Raw genomic sequence first — 24179 nt, 5'->3', positions numbered from 1 at the left:
ATACGTGATTTTAAGTTCAAGCTGTGGGAAGGTTCCCCTTCAGATTCAAAGGAAGATATTAGTATCGAAATGACATTTGATGCCAGACAATTTCGGGACGCGTTGGGTTGTTTTGCAACTGGTGTAAGCGTTGTTACCTCGTTTAATCAGCAAAACGAACCTCTGGGAGTGACCGTAAACTCCTTTAGTTCAGTCTCTCTCGAGCCACCGCTAATTCTATTCAGTTTGGGGCACGCGGGCAATCACTGTCAGGAGTACCAGCAGTCAGGAAAATTTGCCGTCAATATACTAAGTGACAAGCAAATGCATTTGTGTGAGCGGTTTGCTTCACCTATTGAAGATCGTTTTTCCGGGGTCGATCACCAGATAGGCGAAAACGGTGCCCCAGTATTTGAAGACAGCCTGTCTATCCTTGAATGCGAGACTTTTGCATTGCAGGAAGCTGGCGATCATCTGGTTTTTATTTGTCGCGTGACCAATGTGATTGCGCATACGGATGAAGAGCCGCTCCTGTTTTATAAGGGAGCCTTTCCCCGCTTTCCTAAAGCCTAATTTTGCATCCAGTTTGGCTTCAATGAGAGGGTACCCATATTATCCTCCATGTAGTCTGCGGGCTTGGTCGACATCTTTCTGTATTTCATGTTTGACCAGTCAGTCGCCATATTTCGGTATAGGCTGGAGAAGAAAATACCTGATTGGCCAGTTGAATGAATATAGAGCGACTGATCCAGATCAGAAAAATCATATATTGCCCTAAGGGAAGCCGCATGAAGATTTGCGAACGGGAAATTTTCGTCCCGGATATTGTGTCGACCTACATTTACTGTAAACGTATCACCCATTGACGGTGTCTTTATGTCAAACAATAAATTCAATGGTTTAATATGAGTAAATGGTAAATGGTCACTATGGGCGAAATGGGCTTCTCCCCAATTCCACGCGCTCATATCCGCGCCATACCGTTCTGAAAGGTCATCGAGCGCCCACCCCAGTGACAGTTGGAGCATTTGATCGCATGTTTCTTGTTGTTCTGTGGTGGTTGTGTCATCACACCAGCGACCCATGCGGTTTTTGTCAGTTAAGACATTTAGCAAAAATAATGGGCGTTGCGTCCATGAGCGCGTGAAATCCTCTTTGAGGTCATCCGCATAGATGGCTTTATTCAATTGACGCATCCAACTGTTGAACAATAACGGTGCGATCTGTTGTTTGGACATTTTGCCATCCCAGATGGACAGTTCAGTAAGCGCTTTTCTCTCCCGTTCATTTCGTGGTTTTGTTGTTTGCAGGATAACCAGAAATTCCTCCGCCATTTTCGAAAATACATCAGACTGCAAATCAACAAATGTTTGAACACTGTGTTGTTCTTCTCTTTCCAGTCGTTCCGCAATGCGTGTCGCACGATAGGGGGTTGCCCAGTCATGGGTTAGGAAATGGGGGTAGTCTTTGTCGACTATCTTCTGATTTGCAGTGAGGTGCTGACCGGACTTGGGATTATAGACATGTGGTAATTCGTTAAAAGGTATGAAACCTTTCCAGTCATATTCTTCAAGCCAGCCCGGTACCGGTAATCGACCTTGAGCAAGGTTTTGCGGCCCGCGAACAGGAACAAGCGCTGGTGCATAATAGCCTATATTACCCTCAACATCTGCATAAACCATATTTTGCTGTGGACTGGTAAAGTTCTGGATGGCGCTGGTGAATTCTTCCCAGTTTCGAGCACGCATCATCGGCGCGGCACTATCTGGGGTAATGTCTTCCTCAAGTAGGGACGTCCATGCTAAAGCCAGAACATATCTCTCATTCAGACCATGTGTTGTGTTGGAGCCCAAAACATCTGAAATCACTGGGCCATGCCGGGTTTTGCGGACAGTGATGGTAACAGGGTCGCCGTCCTTCACATAAATGATTTCTTCGCGGGTTTCAAAATTGGCCCATCCGTCGGGTGTTAGATATTGGCCCGCGTCATCTGGGTTGATTTTCTCAATAAACAGATCCTGAACATCAGGGCCAGTGTTGGTAAATCCCCATGCGATCTGATCATTTCGTCCCAAGATAATACCTGGCACTCCGGGTAGAGTTGCTCCGATTACATTGATTGAAGGTGTTTTCAAATGCGCAAAGTACCAAAGGGAGGGAGCGGATAATCCCAAGTGTGGGTCGTTGGCCAGAAGTGGCGCTCCGGATTTCGTTCTCTCACCATTAATTACCCAGTTGTTTGAGCCAGCACCCTCAGGTAATGGCTCTGGCAGTGCCGCCAGAAGCTTGGGGATATCCAGTGCACTCATTTTATAGATATTTGTATAATCGGGGAGTGGCTGAGGATCCTCACCGGGGTAGGGGGGTAAAAACTCCGCTACTTGTTTCGGTGTCAAGGTTTGCAGCAGTCTCATGCGTTCGAGTTCGTTCCACATGTTCTTGCTAAGGTCCCATGACATCATTTTCATCCAAACAAGGGAGTCGGCAACACTCCACTTCTCTGGTTCATGCCCCAATATTATAAATTCAGGGGGGAGGGCTCCTTTATGTGTGTTTAAGAACGCATTCACACCGGAACTGTATGATTTCAACAAGTCTTTTGTTTCTGAGTTAAGTCGCTCGAAAGTTGATGCGGCGGCGTGATAGAACCCCACGGTTCGCAGAAACTTATCTTTTCCAATTGCGGAAGGACCCAGTACTTCGGCCAGACGTCCGGCACCAATTCGCCGGTTCATTTCCATTTGCCACAGCCGGTCCTGTGCATGTGCATATCCGAGGGCGAAAGTTGCATCCCTTAGTGATTTGGCTTCGATATGAGGGACGCCATCTTTATCCCGCGTAATACGGGTTTCATTAGATAGACCGATAACATGCACTGTACCGTCAACCAGGGGGAGGGCGCTTCGAAAATATAGAGCGGTCCCGATTAACAGGAGCGCGCTGCTTGCGATAATACCCAGACCAATTTTTGTTATCAGATGCATATCCCCTCCTCACGTAAATGCATTGTGGCATTTGTCGCAGCTTTTTCAACAGTTTCAATAGATTCTCGCATCATGGAATAATTGTGCGGATTTATCCCTTTCATGTTGATGCACTGTTCAGTACAACAGTTTAGGGTCAATCAAGGAGGTTCGTCACATGAATAAAAAAGCAGCATTTATTGGTCTTGGTGTCATGGGATACCCGATGGCAGGCTTTCTGCAAAAAGCCGGGTATGAAGTTACTGTTTACAATAGAACGACATCAAAGGCAGAAAAGTGGGCAGCTGAATATGGTGGTTCTTTCGCGACAACTCCCAAGCAAGCTGCTGATGGTGCTGCGCTGGTAATGGCCTGCGTTGGAAATGACGATGATCTTCGAAGTGTAGTCTTAGGAGATGATGGGGCATTTGCTGGTATGGAGAGTGGCTCTGTTTTCGTGGATCATACGACCGCTTCTTCTGAAGTTGCTGTTGAATTGGCGGGTGTCGCCAAAGAGCTGGGGATCGGGTTTGTTGATGCTCCGGTTTCTGGTGGGCAGGCAGGCGCGGAAAATGGTGTGCTGACCGTTATGTGCGGGGGGAGCCAAAAAGATTTTGATCTTGCTGTACCGGCCATCGATGCCTATTCGCAAGCCTGCAAGCTGATGGGTGATGTTGGTGCAGGCCAAACGACCAAAATGGTCAATCAGATCTGTATTGCAGGTGTTCTGCAGGGCTTGTCAGAAGGTATTCATTTTGCCCAAAAAGCGGGCCTTGATGCAGAGAAAGTGATTGAAGTGATTTCCAAAGGTGCAGCGCAAAGTTGGCAAATGGAAAATCGATACAAGACCATGATTGCAGATGAATTTGATTTCGGATTTGCTGTGGACTGGATGAGAAAAGATTTGGGAATTTGCTTGAGTACAGCCAAAAGGATCGGCGCAAGTATTCCAAACACCGCACTTGTTGATCAATATTATGCAGATGTTCAGAATATGGGCGGCGGGCGTCATGATACGTCGAGCTTAATCCGTCGATTACGCAAACTGTCCTAAGGGAGCCTCTGCCAAATTTTCAAATTTCAGTGGCGCTGCCAGTTTCAGGGTCCAATAGTGATTGTCACGCGATTTCATGACGGATTCAGGCGCCACTGCTATGCCCATATGGACAAAATCCGGGTTCAGAATATTTTGCCAGTGAGGGGGACTGTTCTTCCATATCTGATACACGCGCTTTGAAACGGGTGGGCAAAATGCGATGTTTTCTGCAGCATTCCGATAAAAATATCCTGCGTTACTGATGCGTTCCGCAAAGCTGCTCCGATTTTCTCCAATATGGGAAAACTGGCCACTTTGAAGCATATAGGATGAATGTTTTCTTGCAGCGCGGTTGAGCAGCAGGTTAAAACTAAGTGACGGGGCGCCGATAGCTGATCTGGCGGCATTAAAAAGTGTTAGTAATTCTTCAGCGCAAGGTGTCATCCGGCCCTCACTATGCAGGTCATGGTAAGTTTTGAAGTATTAAAAGTCTTTGTTTAAAGACGCAGGGGCTGTTCGCGCTGTGAACAGAGAAAAATGTGACGAAAAAGGATGTAACTCCGCAAACCTATACCGCTCAAGGCTTCGGTATGATGGATGGTAGCTTCAAGGGAGTGATACCGGGTATTTACCCGAGTACCACTTATGAGCGCGAGGTGGATGGAAGCTATCCAAGCGGTCGCGTATACACGCGTGATCAAAATCCTAATTATGATCAGCCCGAACAAGTTCTGAGCAAGCTTGAAAACGGGGTTGAAGCCATGCTGTTTTCATCGGGGATGGCTGCTGCCGTGACAGTGTTTCAAGGACTGAAGCCCGGTGATCATGTGATTGCGCCAAAGGTAATGTATTGGGCGTTGCGGAATTGGATGCTGACTTTTGGTGTGGATATGGGCTTGGAATTTTCGTTTGTTGAAAACGGAAATATTAGCTCTGTCAAACAAACGGTTGTCGCAGGGAAAACCAAATTACTTTGGATGGAAACACCTGCGAACCCCACTTGGGTCGCTGATGATATTGCAGCATGGTCTGAAATTGCGAAGAGTGTTGGGGCAATTTTGGCTGTTGACAATACTGTGGCGACACCGGTGCTGACGCGTCCCATTGAGTATGGGGCAGACATTGTCATGCATTCAGCCACCAAATATCTCAATGGGCATTCAGATGTGCTGGCGGGAGCTCTCGTAACGGCAAAAGATGACGATTTTTGGCAAAGGCTACGAAAGGTTCGTAATGCTGGAGGTGCTGTGCTGGGGCCGTTCGAAGCCTGGCTCCTGATGCGGGGGATGCGGACTTTGCATATCCGCGTCAAGCAGGCGTCCGAAAATGCACTGAAAATTGCATCTGCTTTGAAAGGCCACCCTGATCTGGAAGCCGTTCTCTATCCCGGATTACCGGACGATCCATCACATGAAGTGAGTGCGCGTCAGATGAGTGGCGGCTTTGGCGGAATGATGAGTATACGTGTAAAAGGCGGGGAGGACGCAGCGATGAAAGCGGCCGCTCGTCTGGAACTTTTCAAGCGTGCAACTTCGTTGGGAGGTGTTGAAAGCCTTGTGGAACATCGGGCCAGTATCGAAGGCGAGGGAACGCCGTGTCCTGATGATTTGTTGCGTTTGTCGATTGGGATTGAAAACGCGGATGATTTGATCGCTGATATTGAACAGGCTTTGAAGGGGTGATGCTGAATCACTTCTTGTCACTGGTGGAAGCCGGGGAATTGGGGCGGAGATAGCGCGACAGGCTGCAGATGCGGGTTATGCGGTGTGTCTGACTTATCACTCTAACGATGTTGCAGCCCAAAAGGTCGTCAGTGACATTATTGATGGTGGAGGAATTGCCAAGGCAGTGAAGGCTGATGTAGCTGTTGAGGCTGATATTCTCTCTGTCTTTGATATCATCAAACAGCAAATGCCTCCGTTGACTGCACTTGTAAATAATGCTGGCGTTCTGGAGCACCATATGAGCGTTATGCAAATGTCGTTTGATCGCCTGCAAAGAGTGTTCACGACAAACATAATTGGAAGTTTCATATGTGCTCGTGAAGCGGTCAAAGTGATGTCCGCAAAACAGGGTGGCAAAGGTGGGGGGATCGTGAATATCTCCTCAGTGGCGGCGCGGCTGGGCTCTCCTCATGAGTATGTGGATTACGCAGCCTCAAAGGGTGCTATCGACAGTTTTACGATTGGGCTGGCCAAAGAAGTCGCTGAAGAGAAAATTCGGGTCAATGCTGTACGGCCTGGCGTTATTTATACGGATATTCATGCATCGGGTGGGGAGCCTGATCGTGTGGATAGAGTGAAAGATGCGGTGCCGATGAAACGCGGAGGGACAGCCGTTGAAGTTGCCAATGCAGTCCTTTGGCTGCTATCCGATGAAGCCGGTTATATTACAGGCACCACTCTGGATGTTTCCGGCGGCCGATAGGCTATCTGTTCAAAAGTTTTGCCGCTTCAAGTGAGAAGTAGCTCAAAATGCCGTCGCAGCCAGCCCGTTTGAAGCAGAGCAGGGACTCCATCATGACCTGTTCGCGGTTTAACCAGCCGTTTAAAGACGCTGCACTGAGCATGGCATATTCCCCAGATACCTGATAGGCAAAGGTTGGTACGGCGAATTCGTCTTTTACTTTTCTGCAAATGTCAAGGTAGGGCATACCCGGCTTGACCATCACCATGTCAGCGCCTTCGGAAATATCCATGGCGACTTCATGCAGGGCCTCATTTATGTTGGCAGGGTTCATCTGATAAGTGCGTTTGTCGCCAGTTCCAAGATTGCTTGCAGATCCCACTGCATCGCGGAAGGGGCCATAAAACCCTGAAGCATATTTGGCTGAATAAGCCATGATCGCGGTTTCTGTATGGCCTTCTTTTTCAAGCGCAGATCTAATCGCACCAATACGACCATCCATCATGTCAGAAGGTGCGATAATATCGCATCCGGCTTCTACCTGATTAATTGTTTGGGCGACAAGCGCTTCTATTGTCCGGTCATTTGCGACATATCCATCTTCCAAAAGCCCATCCTGACCATGTGTTGTAAATGGATCGAGTGCAACATCGCATAAAACGCCCATTTCAGGTACAGCATCTTTCAAGGATTTGATTGCTTTGCAGATGATATTATCGGGATTGTAGGCTTCACGCCCGTCATCAGTTTTAAGAGAAGCATCTACCGCTGGAAACAGTGCAATGACCGGAATCCCAAGGCTTCTTGCTTCCTTTGCTGACTTTGCCAGCAAATCCGGGCTCAACCGCTGAACACCGGGCATGGATGGTATATCGATTGCCAGACCTTTCCCTTCGTGAACAAATACAGGCCAGATAAGGTCAGCAGGGGTCACGGCATTTTCAGCTACCAATCGACGTGACCAGTCAAATTTCCGGGTCCGACGCAAACGGGTGTCAGGAAATGAACGGTTTGGGATATTCATCGTAATTCTTTCGATTTGCTGAAAATTTTTGCCGATCATAATGAGCTTAGGTCAAATGAGCAAATCGAAATCAGAAATGAGAAGTGTGCTTGGAAATTTCAACCAAACCAAACGATCGTTAGGTGAGCGTTGACAGCTTGCTTTTAAAGCCGTATCACAGAACATTATGTTGAGGAGGATGCTTAAATGGATTTCAGCCTAAGTGAAGATCAGCTAGCGTTTCAGGAGATGGCGCGCGGGTTCGCCAGAGATGTCTTCGCACCAAATGCCGAAAAATGGGATGAAGATAAAATCTTTCCGGTGGATCAATTGCGAGAAGCCGCTGCACTTGGCTTTGCTGGAATTTATGTGGATGATAAATACGGCGGCTCGGCGCTCACACGTCTTGACGCCGCGATTATCTTCGAAGAGCTGGCCGCTGGTTGTACTTCCACTGCCGCCTATATTTCTATTCACAATATGGCGAGCTGGATGATCGATCGTTTTGGCTCTGACACTGTTCGCAGCAAGTTCCTTCCAAAGCTGACAACTATGGAACATTTTGCAAGCTATTGCCTGACAGAGCCGGGCTCAGGGTCCGATGCGGCTTCTCTTCGCACGCGGGCGGAGCGGGTAGGCGATGAATATGTGATCAACGGAGGTAAAGCTTTTATTTCGGGTGGTGGCCGTTCGGATGTTTATGTGACAATGGTCAGAACAGGTGAAGAAGGTGCAGGTGGTGTTAGCTGTATTGCCATTCCTAGAGATGCACCCGGGATCAGTTTCGGAGCGCAAGAGCGCAAAATGGGCTGGAATTCTCAACCCACTTCAACAGTTTTATTCGATGATTGCAGGGTTCCCGCTGAAAACTTGATTGGCGATGAAGGCCAAGGGTTTAAAATCGCTATGATGGGGCTGGATGGCGGACGCCTGAATATTGGTGCGTGTTCTATTGGAGCTGCACGAGCCTGTTTAGAAGCAGCATTGGATTATACTGCGGATCGAAAGCAATTTGGTAAAGCTGTTGGCGCTTTTCAGGGGGTTCAGTTTAATTTGGCGGATATGGCCACAGAACTTGAAGCTGCCCGCTTAATGATCCGTCAGGCAGCCGCCAAACTTGACGCCAAGGATCCAGAAGCAACTTTATATTGTGCGATGGCCAAAAGATTTGCCACAGACGTGGGGTTTAATGTCTGTAATCAGGCCCTGCAGCTTCATGGTGGCTATGGATACTTGAAAGATTTCCCTATAGAACGATTTGTAAGAGATGCCCGTGTCCATCAGATTTTGGAGGGCACAAATGAAATCATGCGCGTAGTGGTCTCGCGTAAATTGCAAGACGGACAAGGTCGGAATTAAAATGTCAGCGGATCAGGAAATTATTTTTGAGCAAAAAGGTCAATTGGGCGTTGTGACGCTTAATCGCCCCAAAGCTTTAAATGCTCTCACCCATGAGATGGCACTTGAGCTGGATTCTAAACTGGTCGAATGGGGTGCTGACAGTTCCATCGGTGCAGTGTTGATCAAAGGCTCCGGCGAGAAAGCATTTTGCGCTGGTGGTGATGTGGTCAAATTATATCAGGAAGGACGTGCAGGGGGTGATTATCCGCGCCGTTTTTATCATGATGAGTATATTTGCAATGCTCGAGTGAAGCATTTTCCGAAGCCATATATTGCGTTTATTGATGGCATTGTGATGGGCGGTGGCGTCGGAGTTTCCGTCCATGGTAGCCACAGAATTGCAACCGAACGGACACTATTTGCGATGCCAGAAACTGGTATAGGTCTGTTCCCGGATGTGGGAGGCACTTATTTTCTTCCTCGCTGTCCCGGGGAAATAGGGATGTATCTGGGACTAACAGGCGACAGATTGAAGGCGGCAGATACAATATATGCTGGAATTTCCAATTCATATGTAAAAAGTGCACGGCTTGATGAATTGGAAGCGGCACTTGCCAATGTGGATTTTTCAAAGGATCCCTACAACGATGTTGATCAGGTTTTGTCCATTTTTGAAGGCGATGCGGGAGATGCGGGGTTGCCGGACCTTCGTTTGATGATCGATCGGCATTTTTCCAACGATACGGTCGAGGAAATCCTCACAAATCTTGATCAGGAAGATGACGAATGGGCGGTGCGTGTTGTTAAAACACTCCGGCAAAAGTCTCCTACCAGTTTAAAGCTCACTCTTGCCCAGTTGAGGCGAGGAGCAAAGGCTGATTTCGATGAGTGTATGAAGCTGGAATGGCGCATGGTCAACCGCATTATCGACGGTGTTGACTTTTACGAGGGGGTTCGCGCTCTATTGATTGATAAGGACCAGAAACCCATCTGGTCCCCATCGCGTTTGGAAGAAATTAAAGACACCGATATAGAGGCCTATTTTGCGCCATTGAATAAAGGTGATTTAACAATCTAAATGTTTTTTATTCGGGAGTGTAGCCGTCCAGGATTATGAACTGGGCGGTTGCTGCGGTAGCTCGAGCATCTCTAGCCTTCGTATATTCCGGGCTGTTGTAGCAGGCGCGGGCACTGTCCATATCAGGAAAACTGAGGACCACTACTCGTAACGTTTCTTCATCGCCCTCCAGTGTTTCCATTGCACCGCCACGGGTTAAGTATTGTCCGCCAAATTTATTGACCGCGATGGGTGCAAGTGCCTTGTATTCTTCATATTGCTCCGGGTCAGTTACATTGATGCGAGCGATCATGTAGGCGGTCATAAAACTTATCCTTCTGTTCTTGAAAAATCACGGTTATGGTGAAGAAAAAGAACAATAGAGGGGAAAGTTATGGGCTACAAGTATGTATCTGTTTCCAAAGAAAACCGAATAGCAGTCGTCAGGTTTGATCAGGGACATCGAATGAACCCACTCTCGGTCGATTTGATGGAAGAGTTGACTGACGTGGCCCGCAGCTTTGAGACAGATACCGAAACAAATGCAGTTATTCTCACTGGAAATGGCGAAAATTTTTCGGCCGGATTTGATCTGAAAGGCGCAAGTCTAAAGCAGCGCATGGAGGCCGGTATTCTTGAACGCAGAGTATTGCAGGCGGTTGGTCCTCGTATGTGCCAGGCATGGGAAAATATTGAACCCATGACCATCGCAGCTGTGGATGGATATTGTATTGGTGGTGGTGTCGCTTTGGCAGTGTCGCTTGATTTCAGGGTTTCTGCATCTACAGCCAGTTATTATGTACCCGAAATCAAGAACGGTATGAACATGAGCTGGAACTCAATACCGCGAATGGTGAATTTGATTGGTCCAGCAAGAACGAAACAGTTGTCGATAATCGCCGATATAATTCCAGCGGAAGAAGCTCACCGTTGGGGGCTTGTTGAAGAGATCGCGGAGGGTGATTGTGCTTTTGACCTGGCCATGGAGTATGCACAAAAGATTGCAGCGCGTCCGCCAATTCCTGTGCGGATGATTAAAAAAGGAGCGAGCGCAGCGGCAAATGCGCTTAATCAGGCAACCAGTTTCATGGATATCGATCAATTTACATTAACGACCCTGACCGAAGACTATGCGGAGGGAATTCAGGCTTTTCTGGAGAAGCGTGATCCTGATTTTAAAGGTAAATAGAAAAAAGGCTCGCACAGCTTTTAGCGAGCCTTTTAAGCAATAAACTGGTTAAGGAAAATTAATTGGTTCCTAAGAACCGATCCCGCAATTTGCGCATACCCTTTAACCATCTGTCATAGTCAGCGGTCTTGCGTTGCATATATTCACGGACTTGTGGGTGTGGAAGAATTAGAAATTCTTCCTTATCCATTGTATCGACCACGCAATCGGCAAGTTCTTCTGGTTCTAGAGTGCCATCTACGGAGGCAACGGCGTCAAGGCGACCTTCTGTCATTCCGGTGCGAACTTGCTGAGGACATAAGACGGATACTCTAACGCCTTTATCGCCATATCGAATGGACATGGTTTCAGCAAAAGCTATGGCAGCATGTTTGGTGACGGCATAGGTTGCACTATCGATTTGGCTGAGTAGGCCGGCCGCAGAAGCCGTGTTCACAAGATAGCCCTCACCACGGGCAGCCATTTTTGGGGCTAGAACACGCGCGGCATATACGTGAGCCATTACATGGACATCCCAATTAAGCTGCCAGGTTTCGTTAGCAGTTTCCTCCCAACCGTAACGTGCCAAGCCTGCGTTGGATACAAAAATATCGATATCTCCGTAGGCTTGTTCAGCTTTGAAAATCAGGTTTTGGATATCAGCTTCACTGGCCACATTGCAAACAACTGCAAGCCCGTTTACGGATTTGGCAACTTCTTCCAGTGGTCCTTTACTTAGATCTGCGACCGTTATTGATTTAGCCCCTTCTGCATGAAATCTTTCGGCGAGTGCTTTTCCAATACCGCTAGCACCACCAGTTATGACTATATTTTTCCCCGCAATTTTCATTTTTATTTTTCCTTTGTTTTTTCTTCTTACTTGCTTCCATGTTAGCTGCTTGAGCGATGGAGACAATAAAAAAAGGCGCCACAATGGGCGCCTTTTCTGAACGGTTGGTAATTTCTTAGTTTGAGAAAGACTGAATGCCTGTCTGTGCCCGCCCCAAGATTAACGCATGAACATCATGTGTTCCCTCGTAGGTGTTTACCGCCTCAAGGTTCATGACGTGGCGAATGACATGGAATTCATCGCTGATGCCATTCCCGCCATGCATATCACGTGCTGTGCGGGCAATGTCGAGCGCTTTACCACATGAATTGCGCTTAATCAGTGAAATCATTTCTGGGGCAGCACGGCCTTCATCCCGCAGGCGACCTACTCGCAGGCAGGACTGTAAACCGATTGAAATTTCAGTTTGCATATCCGCTAGTTTTTTCTGGATCAGCTGGTTAGAAGCCAATGGGCGACCAAACTGTTTACGGTCCATTGTGTATTGCAATGCTGCCTGCCAGCAAAATTCTGCCGCACCCAAAGCGCCCCATGCAATGCCGAAACGAGCGCTGTTAAGGCAGCCAAATGGGCCGCCAAGGCCTTGAATATTTGGCATTAGGTTTTCTTCTGGAACAAAAACGTTGTCCATCACAATCTCACCGGTGATTGAAGCGCGCAGTGAGAATTTTCCTTCAATCTTTGGTGCAGATAATCCTTCCATTCCTTTTTCTAGAATGAAGCCACGGATAACATCGTCATCGGTTTTCGCCCAAACAACAAATACATCGGCAACAGGCGAGTTGGTAATCCACATTTTTGCGCCAGTCAGACGGTAACCGCCGTCTACAGATTTGGCCCGCGTCACCATGGATCCAGGATCTGAACCATGATCGGGTTCAGTTAGGCCGAAGCAGCCAATCCATTCACCTGTTGCCAGTTTGGGTAGATATTTTTCTCTCTGTGCTTCTGTGCCATATGTGTAGATTGGGTGCATCACGAGGCTGGATTGAACACTCATCATTGAGCGATATCCGCTATCTACTCTTTCGACCTCTCTGGCAATCAGACCGTAGGATACATATGACATACCTGCGCAACCGTAGCCATCGATTGTCGCGCCAAGAAGACCGAGTTCACCCATTTCACGAAAAATGCTAGTATCCATTTTTTCATGGCGGTTAGCTTCCAAGACACGAGGCATCAGTTTTTCCTGACAGTAATCCTGTGCCGTTTTTTGAACCATGCGTTCTTCTTCAGTCAATTGATCCAAGAGAAGAAACGGGTCAACCGGATCGAAAGACGGGCGATGATTTGCAGGTGTTTTGCTCATGGCAGGGCTCCAATATACATACAAATATTCTTGTTTTACTTATGATTTTGAATTCAGTGCTACGTGTCTATATAATTTTAAGCGCGAACTCAAGGAATGGCTGCAGGTTTTTGGCGAAATGGCATGAATGAACGGGAATTGATAATAGAATTTTTCCCTGTTGGAAACTCGGTAAAGGTATCAGTTATGGATCCGGTGACATTGACCGAGGTATCCATTGTTGGCCCAAGAGGAGCCTCTCAGCAGGAATTGCAGAAGACCGCAATTCAGAAATTGCGATACGTTATGGAAAAAGAGCAGTCTGAACGAGAAGAAGCACCGAATGGCGCTTCTTCAAAAGGCAGAGGTATAGTCGTTTAACGTTTCTTGGTGCTAATATCGGCAGTCAACGCGCCGCGCATCAGGATCTCGAAATCCCAATCTGTCACATGGACAAGATTTTCGTGATCGCCTGCTTCAAAGTAGATATCGGAGTTATCTTCCAGGGATTGGTCCATCAGAACATTGACCCCATAGGCATTGCCGATTGGGGGAACTGCACCCATTTTGCAATCGTCAAAAACCGGAGTAAACTCGCTTTCGCTGGAAAGTGCCAGTTCGCGATCTGTCAGTTCGTTTATTTTTTCAAGTGAAATTCGCTTCTCGCTGGGTACGACTGCAAGGACAAACCCTTTTTTGTCTTTCAGTACAACGGCTTTTGCAACACAGTTACTGCGAATATGTGCCTTGTGTGCTGCTTCGGAAATCGTGGCAGAGGGATCGTGATGCACCATATCATAATCAACACCCGCCCGTAGCATATATGTCTCAAGAGTTGTGGCCATTCCCATGGTCGTCTCCTTATTGAAATGAATTGAAAAAAACATGTAGAATCTGGTGCGAACTAAAATACGACTTACCCAAAATACGCAGCGGGTCCACATATATTAATAAACTCTAATTTATAATCAATTTTAGGGATTTAATCAAGGAAAATGACGGTATTCGCAGCGTATCCGTTTGGCGCTCAGGCGGACTTAACAACTCGTTTCAAATAATTGCCGAGTTAAGGCTAGGAACCGACGGCATGTTGTGCTATCCAACCCGCGCAGAAATGGCTGAATTTAGCGGTGAAACTTGTCCTTTTGGACAGTTTGCCAGTCGGTCAGGGAAGCGTTCAGCAGATGAGTTGTCAAAAATGGAGTATACCATATGACCAAACAGAGCCCAGATCAGATCAATTTCTTTAACGCCGATCTTGCAAAGTCTGACCCAGACGTATTTGGCGCAATGCAAAAAGAACTTGGTCGTCAGCGTGACCAGATCGAATTGATTGCGTCTGAGAATATTGTTAGTCCGGCTGTGATGGCGGCTCAAGGCTCTGTTCTGACAAACAAATATGCAGAAGGTTACCCCGGGCGTCGGTATTATGGTGGCTGTGAGTATGTAGATATTGTTGAAAATCTGGCGATCGAGCGGGCAAAGCAACTGTTCGGTTGTGAGTTTGCCAATGTGCAGCCTAACTCAGGTTCACAGGCAAATCAGGGTGCTTTTATGTCTCTGATCAAGCCGGGTGATACCATTTTGGGAATGTCTCTTGCTGCGGGCGGTCACTTAACTCATGGCGCAGCACCAAATCAGTCAGGCAAATGGTTTAATGCAGTTCAATACGGTGTTCGTCAAGACGATCATCTTGTGGATTTTGATGAAGTGCGTCAATTGGCGCATGAGCATAAACCCGCGCTTATCGTTGCTGGAGGGTCAGCCTATCCTCGTATCTTTGATTTTGCAAAATTCCGTGAAATTGCAGATGAGGTCGGTGCTTATCTGATGGTGGATATGGCTCATTTCGCCGGTCTAGTGGCGGCGGGTTTGCATCCAAGTCCATTCCCACATGCCCATATCGCGACGACAACAACACACAAAACGCTTCGCGGGCCTCGCGGCGGTATGATTCTAACCAACGACGAAGCGATCGCCAAAAAAGTGAACTCCGCTATTTTCCCGGGTCTGCAAGGTGGTCCGTTAATGCATGTTATCGCTGGTAAGGCTGTTGCATTTGGTGAAGCACTGACACCAGAGTTTCGCGCATACGCACAACAGGTTAAGGATAACGCAAATATATTGGCTGAAACGCTTGTCTCTCACGGTCTTGATATTGTCTCTGGCGGTACGGATACGCATTTGCTCTTGGTTGATCTCAGGCCCAAGAAATTGACAGGTAAACTTGCCGAGCATTCCCTTGAAAATGCCAATATCACCTGCAACAAAAATGGAATTCCGTTTGATCCGGAAAAACCGATGGTGACATCCGGTGTTCGCCTCGGATCACCTGCTGCGACGACACGTGGTTTTGGTACAGCAGAATTTGCGAAAGTTGGTGATCTGATTGCCGAAGTTCTTGACGGATTGGTTGCAAATCCGGAGGATAACAGCAAGGTAGAAGCGAAAGTAAGGGCAGACGTCAAGGAACTCTGTGACGCTTTCCCGATTTACGCCTCGCTTTAAGGCCTATAAAATCAGGGTGTTCGGGTAGAATACTGATAAACGCGGGGAGCTGGTAGATGCGTTGTCCATTTTGTAATAGTGAAGAAACTCAAGTTAAGGATAGTCGCCCGACCGGGGACAACACAGCCATCAGGCGGCGACGCGCCTGCACGGATTGTGGTGCGCGGTTCACAACTTTCGAACGTGTGCAAATTCGTGAGCTAACGGTTGTTAAGAAAAACGGGCAGCGCAGCCCTTTCGAGCGTGAAAAATTGGAACGTTCTGTTTCCATTGCAACCCGAAAAAGACAAGTTGATCCCGAGAAAATTGATCGCATGATTAACGGAATTGTGCGCCAGCTTGAAAGCAGCGGAGATCAAGAGGTTTCATCCGAAAAAATCGGCGAGTTGGTGATGGAAGGGCTTTCCCACATCGACAGTGTTGCATATGTTCGATTTGCTTCCGTTTATAAGGAATTCCGTGAAGCGAAGGATTTCGAAGAATTTATCGGCGATTTGCATAGTGAAGTCTCAAACTAGTCGGTCTGAAGCCGATATTCATTTCATGACGTTGGCACTGCGAGTTGCCAAGCGGGGGCTTGGCCGGGTTGCACCCAACCCGGCGGTGGGATGCATCATTGTCAACAACGGAAAAATTGTAGGGCGCGGCTGGACGCAGGATGGTGGTCGCCCACATGCAGAAGCGATGGCAATAGAGCAGGCCAGAGGTTTTGCTCATGAAGGAACCGCATATGTCACACTGGAGCCATGTTCGCATCATGGGAAAACGCCACCCTGTGCAGATGCTCTGATAAAGGCCGGTATTTCCCGTGTCGTTGTGGCGCTTACTGATCCGGATGAGCGGGTGAACGGTGATGGCGTACAAATGCTGCGGGATGCGGGCATCGAAGTTTCGACCGGTGTATGCGAAGCAGAGGCTTTGGCCGCCAATCTTGGCTTTATATTGAGCAAGACTATTAGTCGCCCTAAAGTTTCTTTGAAAATGGCAACTACTCTGGATGGGAAAATTGCCAGTCGAACCGGCAACAGCCAATGGATAACGGATACGCAAGCTCGGCGCTATGGCCATCTGTTACGTGCAAGATATGATGCGATCATGGTTGGAGTAGGAACCGCTCTTGCTGATGATCCAAGCTTGATTGCCGATTGGCTGGCTTGAAAGTTCACTCGCCCATTCGCATTGTGGCAGACAGTCATCTTCGCCTGCCGTTGACCAGTGAACTTGTCCGCTCAGCTTCAAAGGTGCCGCTTTGGATCGTAACGGCCCCTGACAATGATAGGGAACGCGTTGAAGCGTTTGAAGATTTGGGGGTTAAAATCATTGAAACTGACCTCAATGATGCCGGATATCCCGATATGCGATTGGCATTTGAGCAGTTTTGTGACCTGGGTATTACAAGATTACTTGTCGAAGGTGGTTCCCATCTGCAGGCAACATTGGTAAAAGAAGGATTAGTCGATCAAATTTACTGGTTCAGAGCGCCCAAGATTATCGGTGGTGATGGGATACCGGCCTTGCAATCCATTGGATTGAAAGAGGTATCACAAGCGCCATTTCTTGAATTGATTGGGCAGCGCCAACTGGGAATTGATCAGGTGGAAAAATATATCTTTCGGAACGATTAAACGATGTTTACCGGAATTATCACGGATGTAGGGACAGTTGCCTCCCTCGAAAAAAGCGGCGATACAAAAATAAGAATAACGACTGCATTTGATACATCGGATATCGAAATTGGGGCGTCCATCGCCTGCAGCGGCGTTTGTTTGACAGTCACTGACAAGGGGGGCGACTGGTTCGCAGCCGAGGCATCGGAGGAAACTCTGTCTGTGACCAATTTGCGCAACTGGGCCGTTGGCTCTCGTGTAAATCTGGAGCGAGCGCTGAAAATTGGTGATGAGCTTGGCGGTCACATTGTTACAGGACATGTAGATGCGGTCATTTCCGTAAAGGCGATGGAGACAATTGGCGATTCTACGAAAGTCACTTTTTCTCTGCCGACAAAATTTGCAGCTTTCGTTGCGCCAAAGGGTTCCGTCACACTTGATGGTGTGTCACTTACTGTGAATGAGGTGGGTGATGACTACTTCACGGTTAATATTATTTCCCATACGAAAGAGCGTACAGCTTTTGATGCTTTAGCAATTGAGCAGTTGATCAACATGGAAATAGATGTCTTGGCGCGCTACGTCGCCAGAATGAATGAGGTAAAAAAATAATGCCCCTCGAAAACGGCCTCTCCACAACTGAGGAAATTCTTGAAGACGCCCGCAATGGCAAGATGATTATACTTGTGGATGCGGAGGATCGGGAAAATGAAGGGGACCTGGTGATCCCGGCCCAAATGGCAACTCCTGATGTGATCAACTTCATGGCCAAATATGGTCGAGGTCTTATTTGTCTTTCTATGACGGAGGACCGGATCAACGAGCTTGAACTTCCGTTGATGGCGCAATCCAACGCATCTCGCCTGCATACCAATTTTACAGTTTCCATTGAAGCTCGTGAAGGTGTGACAACGGGTATTTCAGCAGCAGATCGCGCTCATACGATTGCTGTTGCAATTGATCCAACGAAAGGGGCACAAGACATTGTGAGCCCCGGCCATGTCTTTCCCCTTGTCGCCCGCGAAGGTGGCGTGTTGCGGCGAACTGGGCATACAGAAGCAGCCGTTGATATCGCACGTTTGGCGGGCCTGATGCCGGCCGGAGTTATTTGTGAAATCATGAATGACGATGGGACCATGGCACGGTTGCCAGATCTTTTGGAGTTTGCCAAAAAGCACGATTTGAAAGTTGGCACGATTGCCGATCTGATTGCATATCGCCGCCTGAACGACAGCCTTATAACGCGGGAAGTGGAAGCCGATATCTCCAGCATTTATGGGGGCGATTGGAAAATGATAGTATATTCCAATAAACCCGAATATGCAGAGCATGTTGCGTTGGTGAAGGGCGATATTTTCACATCAGAGCCGATAATGGTTCGAATGCACGCTATGAATCCCTTGGGTGATGTCCTGGGTGAGACCGACGAGAACCCGACTTTACTTCAGGATGCGATGGCCCAGATTGATGAAGAAGGTCGAGGCGTCGTAGTGTTGATCCGTGAGCCGCGTCCGATGGCATTATCAGACAAGGTCCGCCGTAAAGTTGGTGAGCCACCAAAAACTGAAAATGATTTGCGTGACTATGGCATTGGAGCACAAATCCTGCTTGACCTGGGGGTCAAAGATATGATCCTTCTGTCGAACACAAAAAGACATATTATTGGCCTGGATGGCTATGGCCTTTCTGTCGCTGAAACCAGAGCCATCAAGAGTAGAGGTTAGTCCAATGGATGACGTACATGTTTTGATCGTTGAAGCGGATTTTTATCGCGATATTTCAGATGCCCTTCTGGATGGTGCTAAAGCAGTTCTGGATGAGGCCGGCGTGACCTATGACATCGTACAGGTGCCAGGGTGTCTGGAAATTCCTGCTGCTGTTCGCTTTGCTATGAAAGCGATGGAGCATACTGGTGGACGTCGCCGTTATGATGCCTATGTGGCGCTGGGATGTGTGATCCGCGGTGAGACCAGTCACTATGACACAGTGTCAGAAGAAAGTGCACGGGGTCTTTTGGACTTGAGCAAGGATTTCTGTCTGGCCGTTGGAAATGGTATTATCACCTGCGAAAATGAGGAGCAGGCATGGGCCCGCGCGAAGCGCAGTGAAAAAGACAAGGGCGGAGGGGCTGCCAAGGCAGCGCTGGCCATGCTCTCACTTAAACAGAATTTTGGATTGTTTCCACGATGAGTACAAAATCAGAGAAGCGCGGTGACAAACATAGCCGCCGGACATTGGCCCGCTTCAGCGCTATTCAGGCTCTATACCAAATGGGTATGGAAGATAGTACAGCCGAAGAGGTGGTGGAGCAGTTCATGTCGCATCGATTGGGTGCTGAAATAGATGGTCATCAGTTTAAGGACAGTGATAAGCCGTTGTTTCGGGACCTGGTCATGGGGGCAACAGAGCGTCAGTCTGAAATTGACGAAGCTATTCAGTCAACACTCGATAAAGAACGCAAACTGGAAAAGCTTGATTTGGTTATGCAAGCTTGTTTGCGTGTTGCTGTGTATGAACTCATGGCGCGGATTGATACAAAGGCAGTTGTGTTAATTACTGAATATGTTGGTTTAGCGCGATCGTTCTTTACCGGGAATGAGCCATTATTTGTAAATGGTATTCTGGATCGGTTAGCCCGCAAATATCGCGCAGGCGAATTCACCGATTGAGATGTCATCCGGGACAGATAATGCTAGCGAATTTGATCTGATCCGTACTCTTTTTGCGCCTTTAGCTGTTGGATTTGAGGGGGCATTTGAGCTGGGAGATGACGCCGCGGTTTTTTCTTGTAGTCCCAGTAGCGAGCTTGTTGTGACCAAAGATGCCATGGTCGCTGGCGTTCATTTTCTAGAAGATGATTTTGCTGATAATATTGCCCGAAAATTGATCCGAACCAATTTGTCAGATATGGCAGCAATGGGGGCGACGCCAAGACATTACCTACTGGCGATTGCGTTGAACGAGCGTTGTAATGAGCAATGGTTAAAAACTTTTGCAAAGGCGCTTCATGACGATCAGTCAACGTTCGGTGTTCACCTGATCGGCGGGGATACGGTATCAACAAATGGTCCGCTTACATTAAGTTTGACAATGATGGGCGAAGTTCCAAGAGGAAAGGCGCTGCGCAGAAATGGTGCCTCAGCAGGCGATTTGCTGTGTGTTTCAGGAACCATTGGTGATGCTGCACTGGGTCTGGCTCTTGCGACTGGAAATATACCGACTGTCAGTGCAGATGATACTGAGTTTTTAACTTCAAGATATTTTTTGCCCGAACCTCGTGTTGAGCTGGGTGAAAAGCTTGTCGAAATGGCAACCGCCTGCCTTGATATATCGGATGGTCTGTTGGCAGATATCAATCATATTTGTGAACAATCGCATGTGGCAGCGGAGGTATTGAGTGATGCAATTCCTTTATCGAAATCTGCCCAAGCGCTTGTAAAGCGAGATGAAAAACTATGGCAGCTCATTTTCGGAGGAGGGGATGACTATGAGCTTGCTTTTACAATTCCCCCATCCTCCCGCGACCAGTTGGAGTGGCTTAGTACTGAAACCGGGGTTCCTTTAAGTGTGATAGGGACGGTAATAGCGGGTGAAGGGGTTAAGGTGTTTTCCAAGGATGGTTCGGAAGTTGCGGTAAAATCAATGGGATGGCAGCATAGATGACTGGTTTTCCGTACTGCTGTGATACCCTTTCGATTCCTGCATGAGTGCTATGCATTTCTGACTGTTGTCATTCTTTTGTCATTTTGAAACACTCCGCACCCTATCATTCGTTTGAATTGGGAGAACTTGATGCTGGCAATGCAATATTCAGTCAAACTACCGACAGAATATGATTTGAACAAAGTAAACGAAAGGGTAGCCCTGCGTGGCCCCAAATTTCAGGGCAGACCCGGCCTTACACATAAATTTTATTTGTATGAGCGTGAAGAGCATATTTATGCTCCGCTTTATATCTGGGAGAACAGTCAGGCTGCGCAAGATTTTTTGATGGATAGCCTGTTTGGTGATGTAATTCAGGACTTTGGCCGCCCTCGTGTGCGGAGTTGGCAAATTCTAGAGTTCAATTACGGCTCTTCTACCATTGAACCCGTTAAGATGACTGCAGAAGTGGATAAAGTCTGCAACGAAAAGTCATTAACAGATATCCGGAAAATTGAAGAAAAAGTTCATAAAGGGATGCTTAAGCAGGACGGCTTGTTTGCGCATATGGTTCTGCTGGATCCGGATCGCTGGGAAATTTCCAGATGTAGTCTGTGGTCATTCAAAGACAGACAAGTAACATCAGAGAGTGACTGTGTGTATGAGTATGACGTTGTGAGCGATAAGCTGCCGCTGTCCGGTGCAGCGTAAAATACTCACATTTGAAAAGTAACGTTTCTGAAAGGTGTTTTGGTTAACATTCACGCAGTGAATTTATTAAAAACTTGCGTGACCAGATGTTTAACTTACTGAAATATTTAATGATTGCCCTTTTCCTCGGGTTTTGTACTGTAGGGATATATTCTTCAGATGCTGTTGCAGCAGCATCCGAGGAAGAGGGTGAAGAAGTTATTGATGAAGGGCCGTTTTATCTGGAACTCAAGCCACTGAGTGTCCCTATCCGCAAAAAAAGCGGTGCCATCAGATACTATATGTTCATCTCCATGAGTATGGAATTCGATGATCAGGACAAAAAAGACTATTCGCGAAAAATGATCCCACGGTTAAGGGATGCATTTCTTCAGGATTTGAGTGGTCGGTCCGTGCTGCACAAAGATAAATCTCGCGGCGTGGATTTTGAGCAGGTCAAGCGAAGGCTCAATAAGCAGGCCAAAAAAGTGCTGGGTAAAAATGCCCCTAACGGGATGCATGTTGTAAAAGTGTTTAAAGGTAGTTAGCGGGGCCTTCGGTGCCCCTTGCACAGGGGAGTGCCGAAAGTGGCAACGAGTTCACGAGTTAAACTGAGTATTTTATTCATGGCCGGCGCGCAGGCCATGCTTAATAGCACAACTTCCATTCTAATCAGTTCAGCATCTTTGGTCGCACTATTACTGCTTGGTGAAGATAAATCTCTCGCTACAGTGCCGGTGACTGCGGTTGTGACAGGAACTGCTCTTGCAACAATCCCGGCCTCCTATTTCATGAAAAAACAAGGGCGTAAGCCGGGATTTCTTTTTGGGATCACCTTGGGAATATGTGGTGCTGCTCTTGCTGCTTATTCAATATATATTCATAATTTTATTGGGTTCACACTAGGGGCAATGTTAATCGGTACCAGCACTGCCTTTGGTAACTATTATCGTTTCGCGGCTGTTGATGTTGCTGGGCCTCAAAATAGAAGTAAGGCTGTATCCTACGTCATGGCCGGGGGCTTGATTGCTGGATTTATTGGGCCACAAATTGCGAGTCACAGTAAGGATCTTTTCATCCAATACCAATATCTGGGTCCTTACCTTGCAATCATCGGGCTGGGATTGTTGGCCATCTTCTTTATTTCCTTTGTCAAAATTCCCAATTTGAAAGAAGAAAGTCACGCTGAGCCTGCAAGACCCTTATTCGAAATAATAAAGCAACCCACCGCAATTGTTGCAATTGCCAGTGCTATGATTGGATATGCTGGTATGAGCTTTGTGATGACAGCAACACCCATTGCTATGATTGGGTGCGGTCTGACTGCCGCTGACAGTTTTAATGTCATTAGCTGGCATGTTGTAGCGATGTTCGGTCCAAGTTTTTTTACAGGTTCCCTTATTTCTCGTTTCGGTGAATTCCATATCATCTTTGTTGGGGCGTTACTTGGAATTTTATGCGTGGTAGTGGCTCTTTCAGGCCTGCTTATCTCTCACTTCTGGTTGGCGTTGGTGTTGCTTGGTGTGTCGTGGAACTTCATGTTTATTGGTGGAACAACATTGCTCACAACTACATACAAACCATCTGAAGCGTCAAAAGTACAAGGCTTTAATGATTTTCTGGTGTTTGGAACGGTTGCAACTGCATCCCTTTCGGCTGGTATATTACAGACACAGTTCGGCTGGGATGTTGTTAATCTGTCTGTGTTGCCGTTTTTCGCAGCCATCGCGGTTGTGACCCTATTCAAAGGAATGAAAAGAACACAGGCAATGCCGGGCTGACAAAATTGAATCTTCAACAAAAAAAAGCCGCTGATAATATCAGCGGCTTTTTTATTTATTATAGATGATTACTTATCCTACCAGTGCACCGGGCAGGAGCGCATTTTTAATCATCTCAGCAGCTTCGTCTGCATCACCCCAGCGAACGACCTTAACCCACTTGTTGGCTTCCAGGTCTTTATAATGCTCAAAGAAGTGGGCGATTTGATCGAGAAGTACACCACGTAGATCTTTGTAGTTATTCACGTTTGAATAATAAGGGTGCAGGTCATCAACAGGCACACCCAGAATTTTTTCATCCTGACCAGCTTCGTCTTCCATGATCAGTACACCTACGGGGCGAGCGCGAAGGACTGCGCCGGGGATGACTGGAATAGGGCCTGCAACCAGCATGTCTGTTGGGTCGCCATCGTCAGAACGAGTGTGGGGGATAAAACCATAATTGCACGGATAGAACATGGCTGTGTGCAAAAAGCGATCAACAAACATCGCTCCGGAGTCTTTGTCCACCTCGTATTTTACAGGAACACCACCAATTGGAATTTCAATGATGACGTTCACATCCCAAGGGACATCTTTACCCGCGGAAATCTTGGAAATATCCATCTTTAATCAAGCTCCTTATAAGCTTCCGGTTTTCTTTGGCGTTCGCTTAGCACGTTCGAAGCGCGGATACCATAGGGGAATCATAAATAACGTGAATTTTTTGTAATAATTACTGGCTTCAAAGAGTTGAGTAGATAAAAATCGAAGTTAAATGTTATTAAATTCTAAACAATGCAAATATAAAACAGAAAAAACTAAAGTTAAAAATTCATTTTAATTGTAATTAATGTATTCAGTTAACTAAGTATTAT

27 protein-coding genes and 1 pseudogene are annotated in these 24179 nt (G+C 47.3%); 20 read left to right on the top strand and 8 right to left on the bottom strand.

The window, feature by feature from the left end; translation table 11 throughout:
• Positions 1-69: 69 nt before the first annotated feature.
• Entirely contained in the window at positions 70-552 is a 483-nt protein-coding gene (locus JCM23214_RS15815) for a flavin reductase family protein (protein WP_025899784.1), read from the top strand.
• Here JCM23214_RS15815 and JCM23214_RS15810 read toward each other — a convergent pair.
• Complete coding sequence (locus tag JCM23214_RS15810; RefSeq protein ID WP_025899783.1) at positions 549-2963, bottom strand: penicillin acylase family protein; 2415 nt, start codon at positions 2961-2963, stop codon at positions 549-551. The two genes, JCM23214_RS15815 and JCM23214_RS15810, sit on opposite strands and share 4 nt — an antisense overlap.
• 157 nt (positions 2964-3120) lie before the next feature.
• Between JCM23214_RS15810 and JCM23214_RS15805 the strand changes: the two genes are divergently transcribed.
• Complete coding sequence (locus JCM23214_RS15805; RefSeq protein ID WP_025899782.1) at positions 3121-3996, top strand: NAD(P)-dependent oxidoreductase; 876 nt, start codon at positions 3121-3123, stop codon at positions 3994-3996.
• Here JCM23214_RS15805 and JCM23214_RS22810 read toward each other — a convergent pair.
• Positions 3979-4422 carry a CAP domain-containing protein gene (locus tag JCM23214_RS22810; RefSeq protein WP_025899781.1) on the bottom strand — a complete coding sequence of 148 codons (444 nt, stop codon included), beginning with the start codon at positions 4420-4422 and terminating at the stop codon, positions 3979-3981. The two genes, JCM23214_RS15805 and JCM23214_RS22810, sit on opposite strands and share 18 nt — an antisense overlap.
• 95 nt (positions 4423-4517) lie before the next feature.
• Between JCM23214_RS22810 and JCM23214_RS15795 the strand changes: the two genes are divergently transcribed.
• Both JCM23214_RS15795 and JCM23214_RS15790 read left to right on the top strand, forming a co-directional pair.
• A complete protein-coding gene (locus tag JCM23214_RS15795; protein WP_025899780.1) occupies positions 4518-5660 on the top strand; it encodes a trans-sulfuration enzyme family protein in 1143 nt (380 codons plus the stop codon).
• A gap of 10 nt (positions 5661-5670) precedes the next feature.
• A pseudogene (locus tag JCM23214_RS15790) lies at positions 5671-6405 on the top strand (SDR family oxidoreductase); the annotation flags it as partial.
• Between the two features lies 1 nt (position 6406).
• Here the strand turns inward: JCM23214_RS15790 and hemB are convergent.
• Entirely contained in the window at positions 6407-7408 is a 1002-nt protein-coding gene (gene hemB / locus JCM23214_RS15785; RefSeq protein WP_025899778.1) for a porphobilinogen synthase, read from the bottom strand.
• A gap of 186 nt (positions 7409-7594) precedes the next feature.
• Between hemB and JCM23214_RS15780 the strand changes: the two genes are divergently transcribed.
• Complete coding sequence (locus JCM23214_RS15780) at positions 7595-8746, top strand: acyl-CoA dehydrogenase family protein (RefSeq protein WP_025899777.1); 1152 nt, start codon at positions 7595-7597, stop codon at positions 8744-8746.
• A 1-nt stretch (position 8747) separates the two neighbouring features.
• Positions 8748-9806, top strand: a complete 1059-nt coding sequence (locus JCM23214_RS15775) for an enoyl-CoA hydratase/isomerase family protein (RefSeq protein WP_025899776.1) — start codon at positions 8748-8750, stop codon at positions 9804-9806.
• Between the two features lie 7 nt (positions 9807-9813).
• On the opposite strand, the gene JCM23214_RS15770 is transcribed toward JCM23214_RS15775, so the two are convergent.
• Entirely contained in the window at positions 9814-10110 is a 297-nt protein-coding gene (locus JCM23214_RS15770; protein ID WP_025899775.1) for a DUF1330 domain-containing protein, read from the bottom strand.
• 69 nt (positions 10111-10179) lie between these two features.
• On the opposite strand from JCM23214_RS15770, the gene JCM23214_RS15765 reads away from it, so the two are divergent.
• The gene (locus JCM23214_RS15765) at positions 10180-10974 is read left to right on the top strand and encodes an enoyl-CoA hydratase/isomerase family protein (RefSeq protein WP_025899774.1); all 795 of its coding nucleotides are present in this window, start codon (positions 10180-10182) and stop codon (positions 10972-10974) included.
• Positions 10975-11032: 58 nt separating this feature from the next.
• Here the strand turns inward: JCM23214_RS15765 and JCM23214_RS15760 are convergent, their stop codons facing one another.
• A complete protein-coding gene (locus JCM23214_RS15760; protein ID WP_025899773.1) occupies positions 11033-11803 on the bottom strand; it encodes an SDR family oxidoreductase in 771 nt (256 codons plus the stop codon).
• A 115-nt stretch (positions 11804-11918) separates the two neighbouring features.
• Positions 11919-13115 carry an acyl-CoA dehydrogenase gene (locus JCM23214_RS15755; protein WP_025899772.1) on the bottom strand — a complete coding sequence of 399 codons (1197 nt, stop codon included), beginning with the start codon at positions 13113-13115 and terminating at the stop codon, positions 11919-11921.
• Positions 13116-13211: 96 nt separating this feature from the next.
• On the opposite strand from JCM23214_RS15755, the gene JCM23214_RS15745 reads away from it, so the two are divergent.
• On the top strand, positions 13212-13475 hold the full coding sequence (locus tag JCM23214_RS15745; RefSeq protein ID WP_037493792.1) for a DUF6898 family protein: 264 nt from the start codon (positions 13212-13214) through the stop codon (positions 13473-13475).
• Here JCM23214_RS15745 and JCM23214_RS15740 read toward each other — a convergent pair.
• Positions 13472-13945: an aminoacyl-tRNA deacylase gene (locus tag JCM23214_RS15740; protein WP_025899770.1), complete on the bottom strand. Its 474-nt coding sequence runs from the start codon at positions 13943-13945 to the stop codon at positions 13472-13474. The genes JCM23214_RS15745 and JCM23214_RS15740 overlap by 4 nt on opposite strands.
• Positions 13946-14306: 361 nt before the next feature.
• On the opposite strand from JCM23214_RS15740, the gene glyA reads away from it, so the two are divergent.
• The 12 genes from glyA (at position 14307) to JCM23214_RS15680 (ending at position 23322) form a co-directional block, all read left to right on the top strand.
• A complete protein-coding gene (gene glyA, locus JCM23214_RS15730; protein ID WP_025899769.1) occupies positions 14307-15602 on the top strand; it encodes a serine hydroxymethyltransferase in 1296 nt (431 codons plus the stop codon).
• A gap of 56 nt (positions 15603-15658) precedes the next feature.
• Entirely contained in the window at positions 15659-16120 is a 462-nt protein-coding gene (nrdR, locus tag JCM23214_RS15725; RefSeq protein WP_025899768.1) for a transcriptional regulator NrdR, read from the top strand.
• Positions 16104-16760 carry a bifunctional diaminohydroxyphosphoribosylaminopyrimidine deaminase/5-amino-6-(5-phosphoribosylamino)uracil reductase RibD gene (gene ribD, locus JCM23214_RS26130; RefSeq protein WP_199899671.1) on the top strand — a complete coding sequence of 219 codons (657 nt, stop codon included), beginning with the start codon at positions 16104-16106 and terminating at the stop codon, positions 16758-16760. The genes nrdR and ribD overlap by 17 nt, the downstream gene beginning before the upstream one ends.
• Entirely contained in the window at positions 16748-17227 is a 480-nt protein-coding gene (locus tag JCM23214_RS26125) for a RibD family protein (protein ID WP_199899670.1), read from the top strand. The genes ribD and JCM23214_RS26125 overlap by 13 nt, the downstream gene beginning before the upstream one ends.
• 3 nt (positions 17228-17230) lie before the next feature.
• A complete protein-coding gene (locus tag JCM23214_RS15715; protein ID WP_025899767.1) occupies positions 17231-17821 on the top strand; it encodes a riboflavin synthase in 591 nt (196 codons plus the stop codon).
• A complete protein-coding gene (gene ribB / locus JCM23214_RS15710; protein WP_025899766.1) occupies positions 17821-18933 on the top strand; it encodes a 3,4-dihydroxy-2-butanone-4-phosphate synthase in 1113 nt (370 codons plus the stop codon). The genes JCM23214_RS15715 and ribB overlap by 1 nt, the downstream gene beginning before the upstream one ends.
• A gap of 4 nt (positions 18934-18937) precedes the next feature.
• Complete coding sequence (locus tag JCM23214_RS15705) at positions 18938-19399, top strand: 6,7-dimethyl-8-ribityllumazine synthase (protein WP_025899765.1); 462 nt, start codon at positions 18938-18940, stop codon at positions 19397-19399.
• Positions 19396-19878 (top strand): transcription antitermination factor NusB, encoded by a 483-nt coding sequence (nusB, locus tag JCM23214_RS15700; RefSeq protein WP_025899764.1) that lies wholly within the window; start codon positions 19396-19398, stop codon positions 19876-19878. The genes JCM23214_RS15705 and nusB overlap by 4 nt, the downstream gene beginning before the upstream one ends.
• Position 19879: 1 nt before the next feature.
• On the top strand, positions 19880-20872 hold the full coding sequence (thiL, locus tag JCM23214_RS15695) for a thiamine-phosphate kinase (RefSeq protein ID WP_025899763.1): 993 nt from the start codon (positions 19880-19882) through the stop codon (positions 20870-20872).
• 129 nt (positions 20873-21001) lie between these two features.
• Positions 21002-21562 (top strand): DUF4865 family protein, encoded by a 561-nt coding sequence (locus tag JCM23214_RS22805; protein WP_025899762.1) that lies wholly within the window; start codon positions 21002-21004, stop codon positions 21560-21562.
• A 110-nt stretch (positions 21563-21672) separates the two neighbouring features.
• The gene (locus JCM23214_RS15685) at positions 21673-22089 is read left to right on the top strand and encodes a flagellar basal body-associated FliL family protein (RefSeq protein ID WP_025899761.1); all 417 of its coding nucleotides are present in this window, start codon (positions 21673-21675) and stop codon (positions 22087-22089) included.
• 39 nt (positions 22090-22128) lie between these two features.
• The gene (locus JCM23214_RS15680; protein WP_199899669.1) at positions 22129-23322 is read left to right on the top strand and encodes an MFS transporter; all 1194 of its coding nucleotides are present in this window, start codon (positions 22129-22131) and stop codon (positions 23320-23322) included.
• 72 nt (positions 23323-23394) lie between these two features.
• On the opposite strand, the gene ppa is transcribed toward JCM23214_RS15680, so the two are convergent.
• A complete protein-coding gene (gene ppa, locus JCM23214_RS15675) occupies positions 23395-23928 on the bottom strand; it encodes an inorganic diphosphatase (protein ID WP_025899759.1) in 534 nt (177 codons plus the stop codon).
• Between the last annotated feature and the right edge of the window lie 251 nt (positions 23929-24179).

The sequence above is a fragment of the Sneathiella glossodoripedis JCM 23214 genome (genome assembly GCF_000616095.1).
GTDB lineage: Bacteria > Pseudomonadota > Alphaproteobacteria > Sneathiellales > Sneathiellaceae > Sneathiella > Sneathiella glossodoripedis.
The sequence above is the reverse complement of the archived record's forward strand: the minus strand, read 5'-3'. Positions and strand labels throughout refer to the sequence as shown.

What these genes read in the sequence shown, in the direction of transcription:
- JCM23214_RS15815 (WP_025899784.1), top strand. Translation starts at nt 70, where the DNA reads ATGACATTTGATGCCAGACAATTTCGGGACGCGTTGGGTTGTTTTGCA.
- JCM23214_RS15810 (WP_025899783.1), bottom strand. Translation starts at nt 2,963, where the DNA reads ATGCATCTGATAACAAAAATTGGTCTGGGTATTATCGCAAGCAGCGCG.
- JCM23214_RS15805 (WP_025899782.1), top strand. Translation starts at nt 3,121, where the DNA reads ATGAATAAAAAAGCAGCATTTATTGGTCTTGGTGTCATGGGATACCCG.
- JCM23214_RS22810 (WP_025899781.1), bottom strand. Translation starts at nt 4,422, where the DNA reads ATGACACCTTGCGCTGAAGAATTACTAACACTTTTTAATGCCGCCAGA.
- hemB (WP_025899778.1), bottom strand. Translation starts at nt 7,408, where the DNA reads ATGAATATCCCAAACCGTTCATTTCCTGACACCCGTTTGCGTCGGACC.
- JCM23214_RS15780 (WP_025899777.1), top strand. Translation starts at nt 7,595, where the DNA reads ATGGATTTCAGCCTAAGTGAAGATCAGCTAGCGTTTCAGGAGATGGCG.
- JCM23214_RS15775 (WP_025899776.1), top strand. Translation starts at nt 8,748, where the DNA reads ATGTCAGCGGATCAGGAAATTATTTTTGAGCAAAAAGGTCAATTGGGC.
- JCM23214_RS15770 (WP_025899775.1), bottom strand. Translation starts at nt 10,110, where the DNA reads ATGACCGCCTACATGATCGCTCGCATCAATGTAACTGACCCGGAGCAA.
- JCM23214_RS15765 (WP_025899774.1), top strand. Translation starts at nt 10,180, where the DNA reads ATGGGCTACAAGTATGTATCTGTTTCCAAAGAAAACCGAATAGCAGTC.
- JCM23214_RS15760 (WP_025899773.1), bottom strand. Translation starts at nt 11,803, where the DNA reads ATGAAAATTGCGGGGAAAAATATAGTCATAACTGGTGGTGCTAGCGGT.
- JCM23214_RS15755 (WP_025899772.1), bottom strand. Translation starts at nt 13,115, where the DNA reads ATGAGCAAAACACCTGCAAATCATCGCCCGTCTTTCGATCCGGTTGAC.
- JCM23214_RS15745 (WP_037493792.1), top strand. Translation starts at nt 13,212, where the DNA reads ATGGCTGCAGGTTTTTGGCGAAATGGCATGAATGAACGGGAATTGATA.
- JCM23214_RS15740 (WP_025899770.1), bottom strand. Translation starts at nt 13,945, where the DNA reads ATGGGAATGGCCACAACTCTTGAGACATATATGCTACGGGCGGGTGTT.
- glyA (WP_025899769.1), top strand. Translation starts at nt 14,307, where the DNA reads ATGACCAAACAGAGCCCAGATCAGATCAATTTCTTTAACGCCGATCTT.
- nrdR (WP_025899768.1), top strand. Translation starts at nt 15,659, where the DNA reads ATGCGTTGTCCATTTTGTAATAGTGAAGAAACTCAAGTTAAGGATAGT.
- JCM23214_RS15715 (WP_025899767.1), top strand. Translation starts at nt 17,231, where the DNA reads ATGTTTACCGGAATTATCACGGATGTAGGGACAGTTGCCTCCCTCGAA.
- ribB (WP_025899766.1), top strand. Translation starts at nt 17,821, where the DNA reads ATGCCCCTCGAAAACGGCCTCTCCACAACTGAGGAAATTCTTGAAGAC.
- JCM23214_RS15705 (WP_025899765.1), top strand. Translation starts at nt 18,938, where the DNA reads ATGGATGACGTACATGTTTTGATCGTTGAAGCGGATTTTTATCGCGAT.
- nusB (WP_025899764.1), top strand. Translation starts at nt 19,396, where the DNA reads ATGAGTACAAAATCAGAGAAGCGCGGTGACAAACATAGCCGCCGGACA.
- thiL (WP_025899763.1), top strand. Translation starts at nt 19,880, where the DNA reads ATGTCATCCGGGACAGATAATGCTAGCGAATTTGATCTGATCCGTACT.
- JCM23214_RS22805 (WP_025899762.1), top strand. Translation starts at nt 21,002, where the DNA reads ATGCTGGCAATGCAATATTCAGTCAAACTACCGACAGAATATGATTTG.
- JCM23214_RS15685 (WP_025899761.1), top strand. Translation starts at nt 21,673, where the DNA reads ATGATTGCCCTTTTCCTCGGGTTTTGTACTGTAGGGATATATTCTTCA.
- ppa (WP_025899759.1), bottom strand. Translation starts at nt 23,928, where the DNA reads ATGGATATTTCCAAGATTTCCGCGGGTAAAGATGTCCCTTGGGATGTG.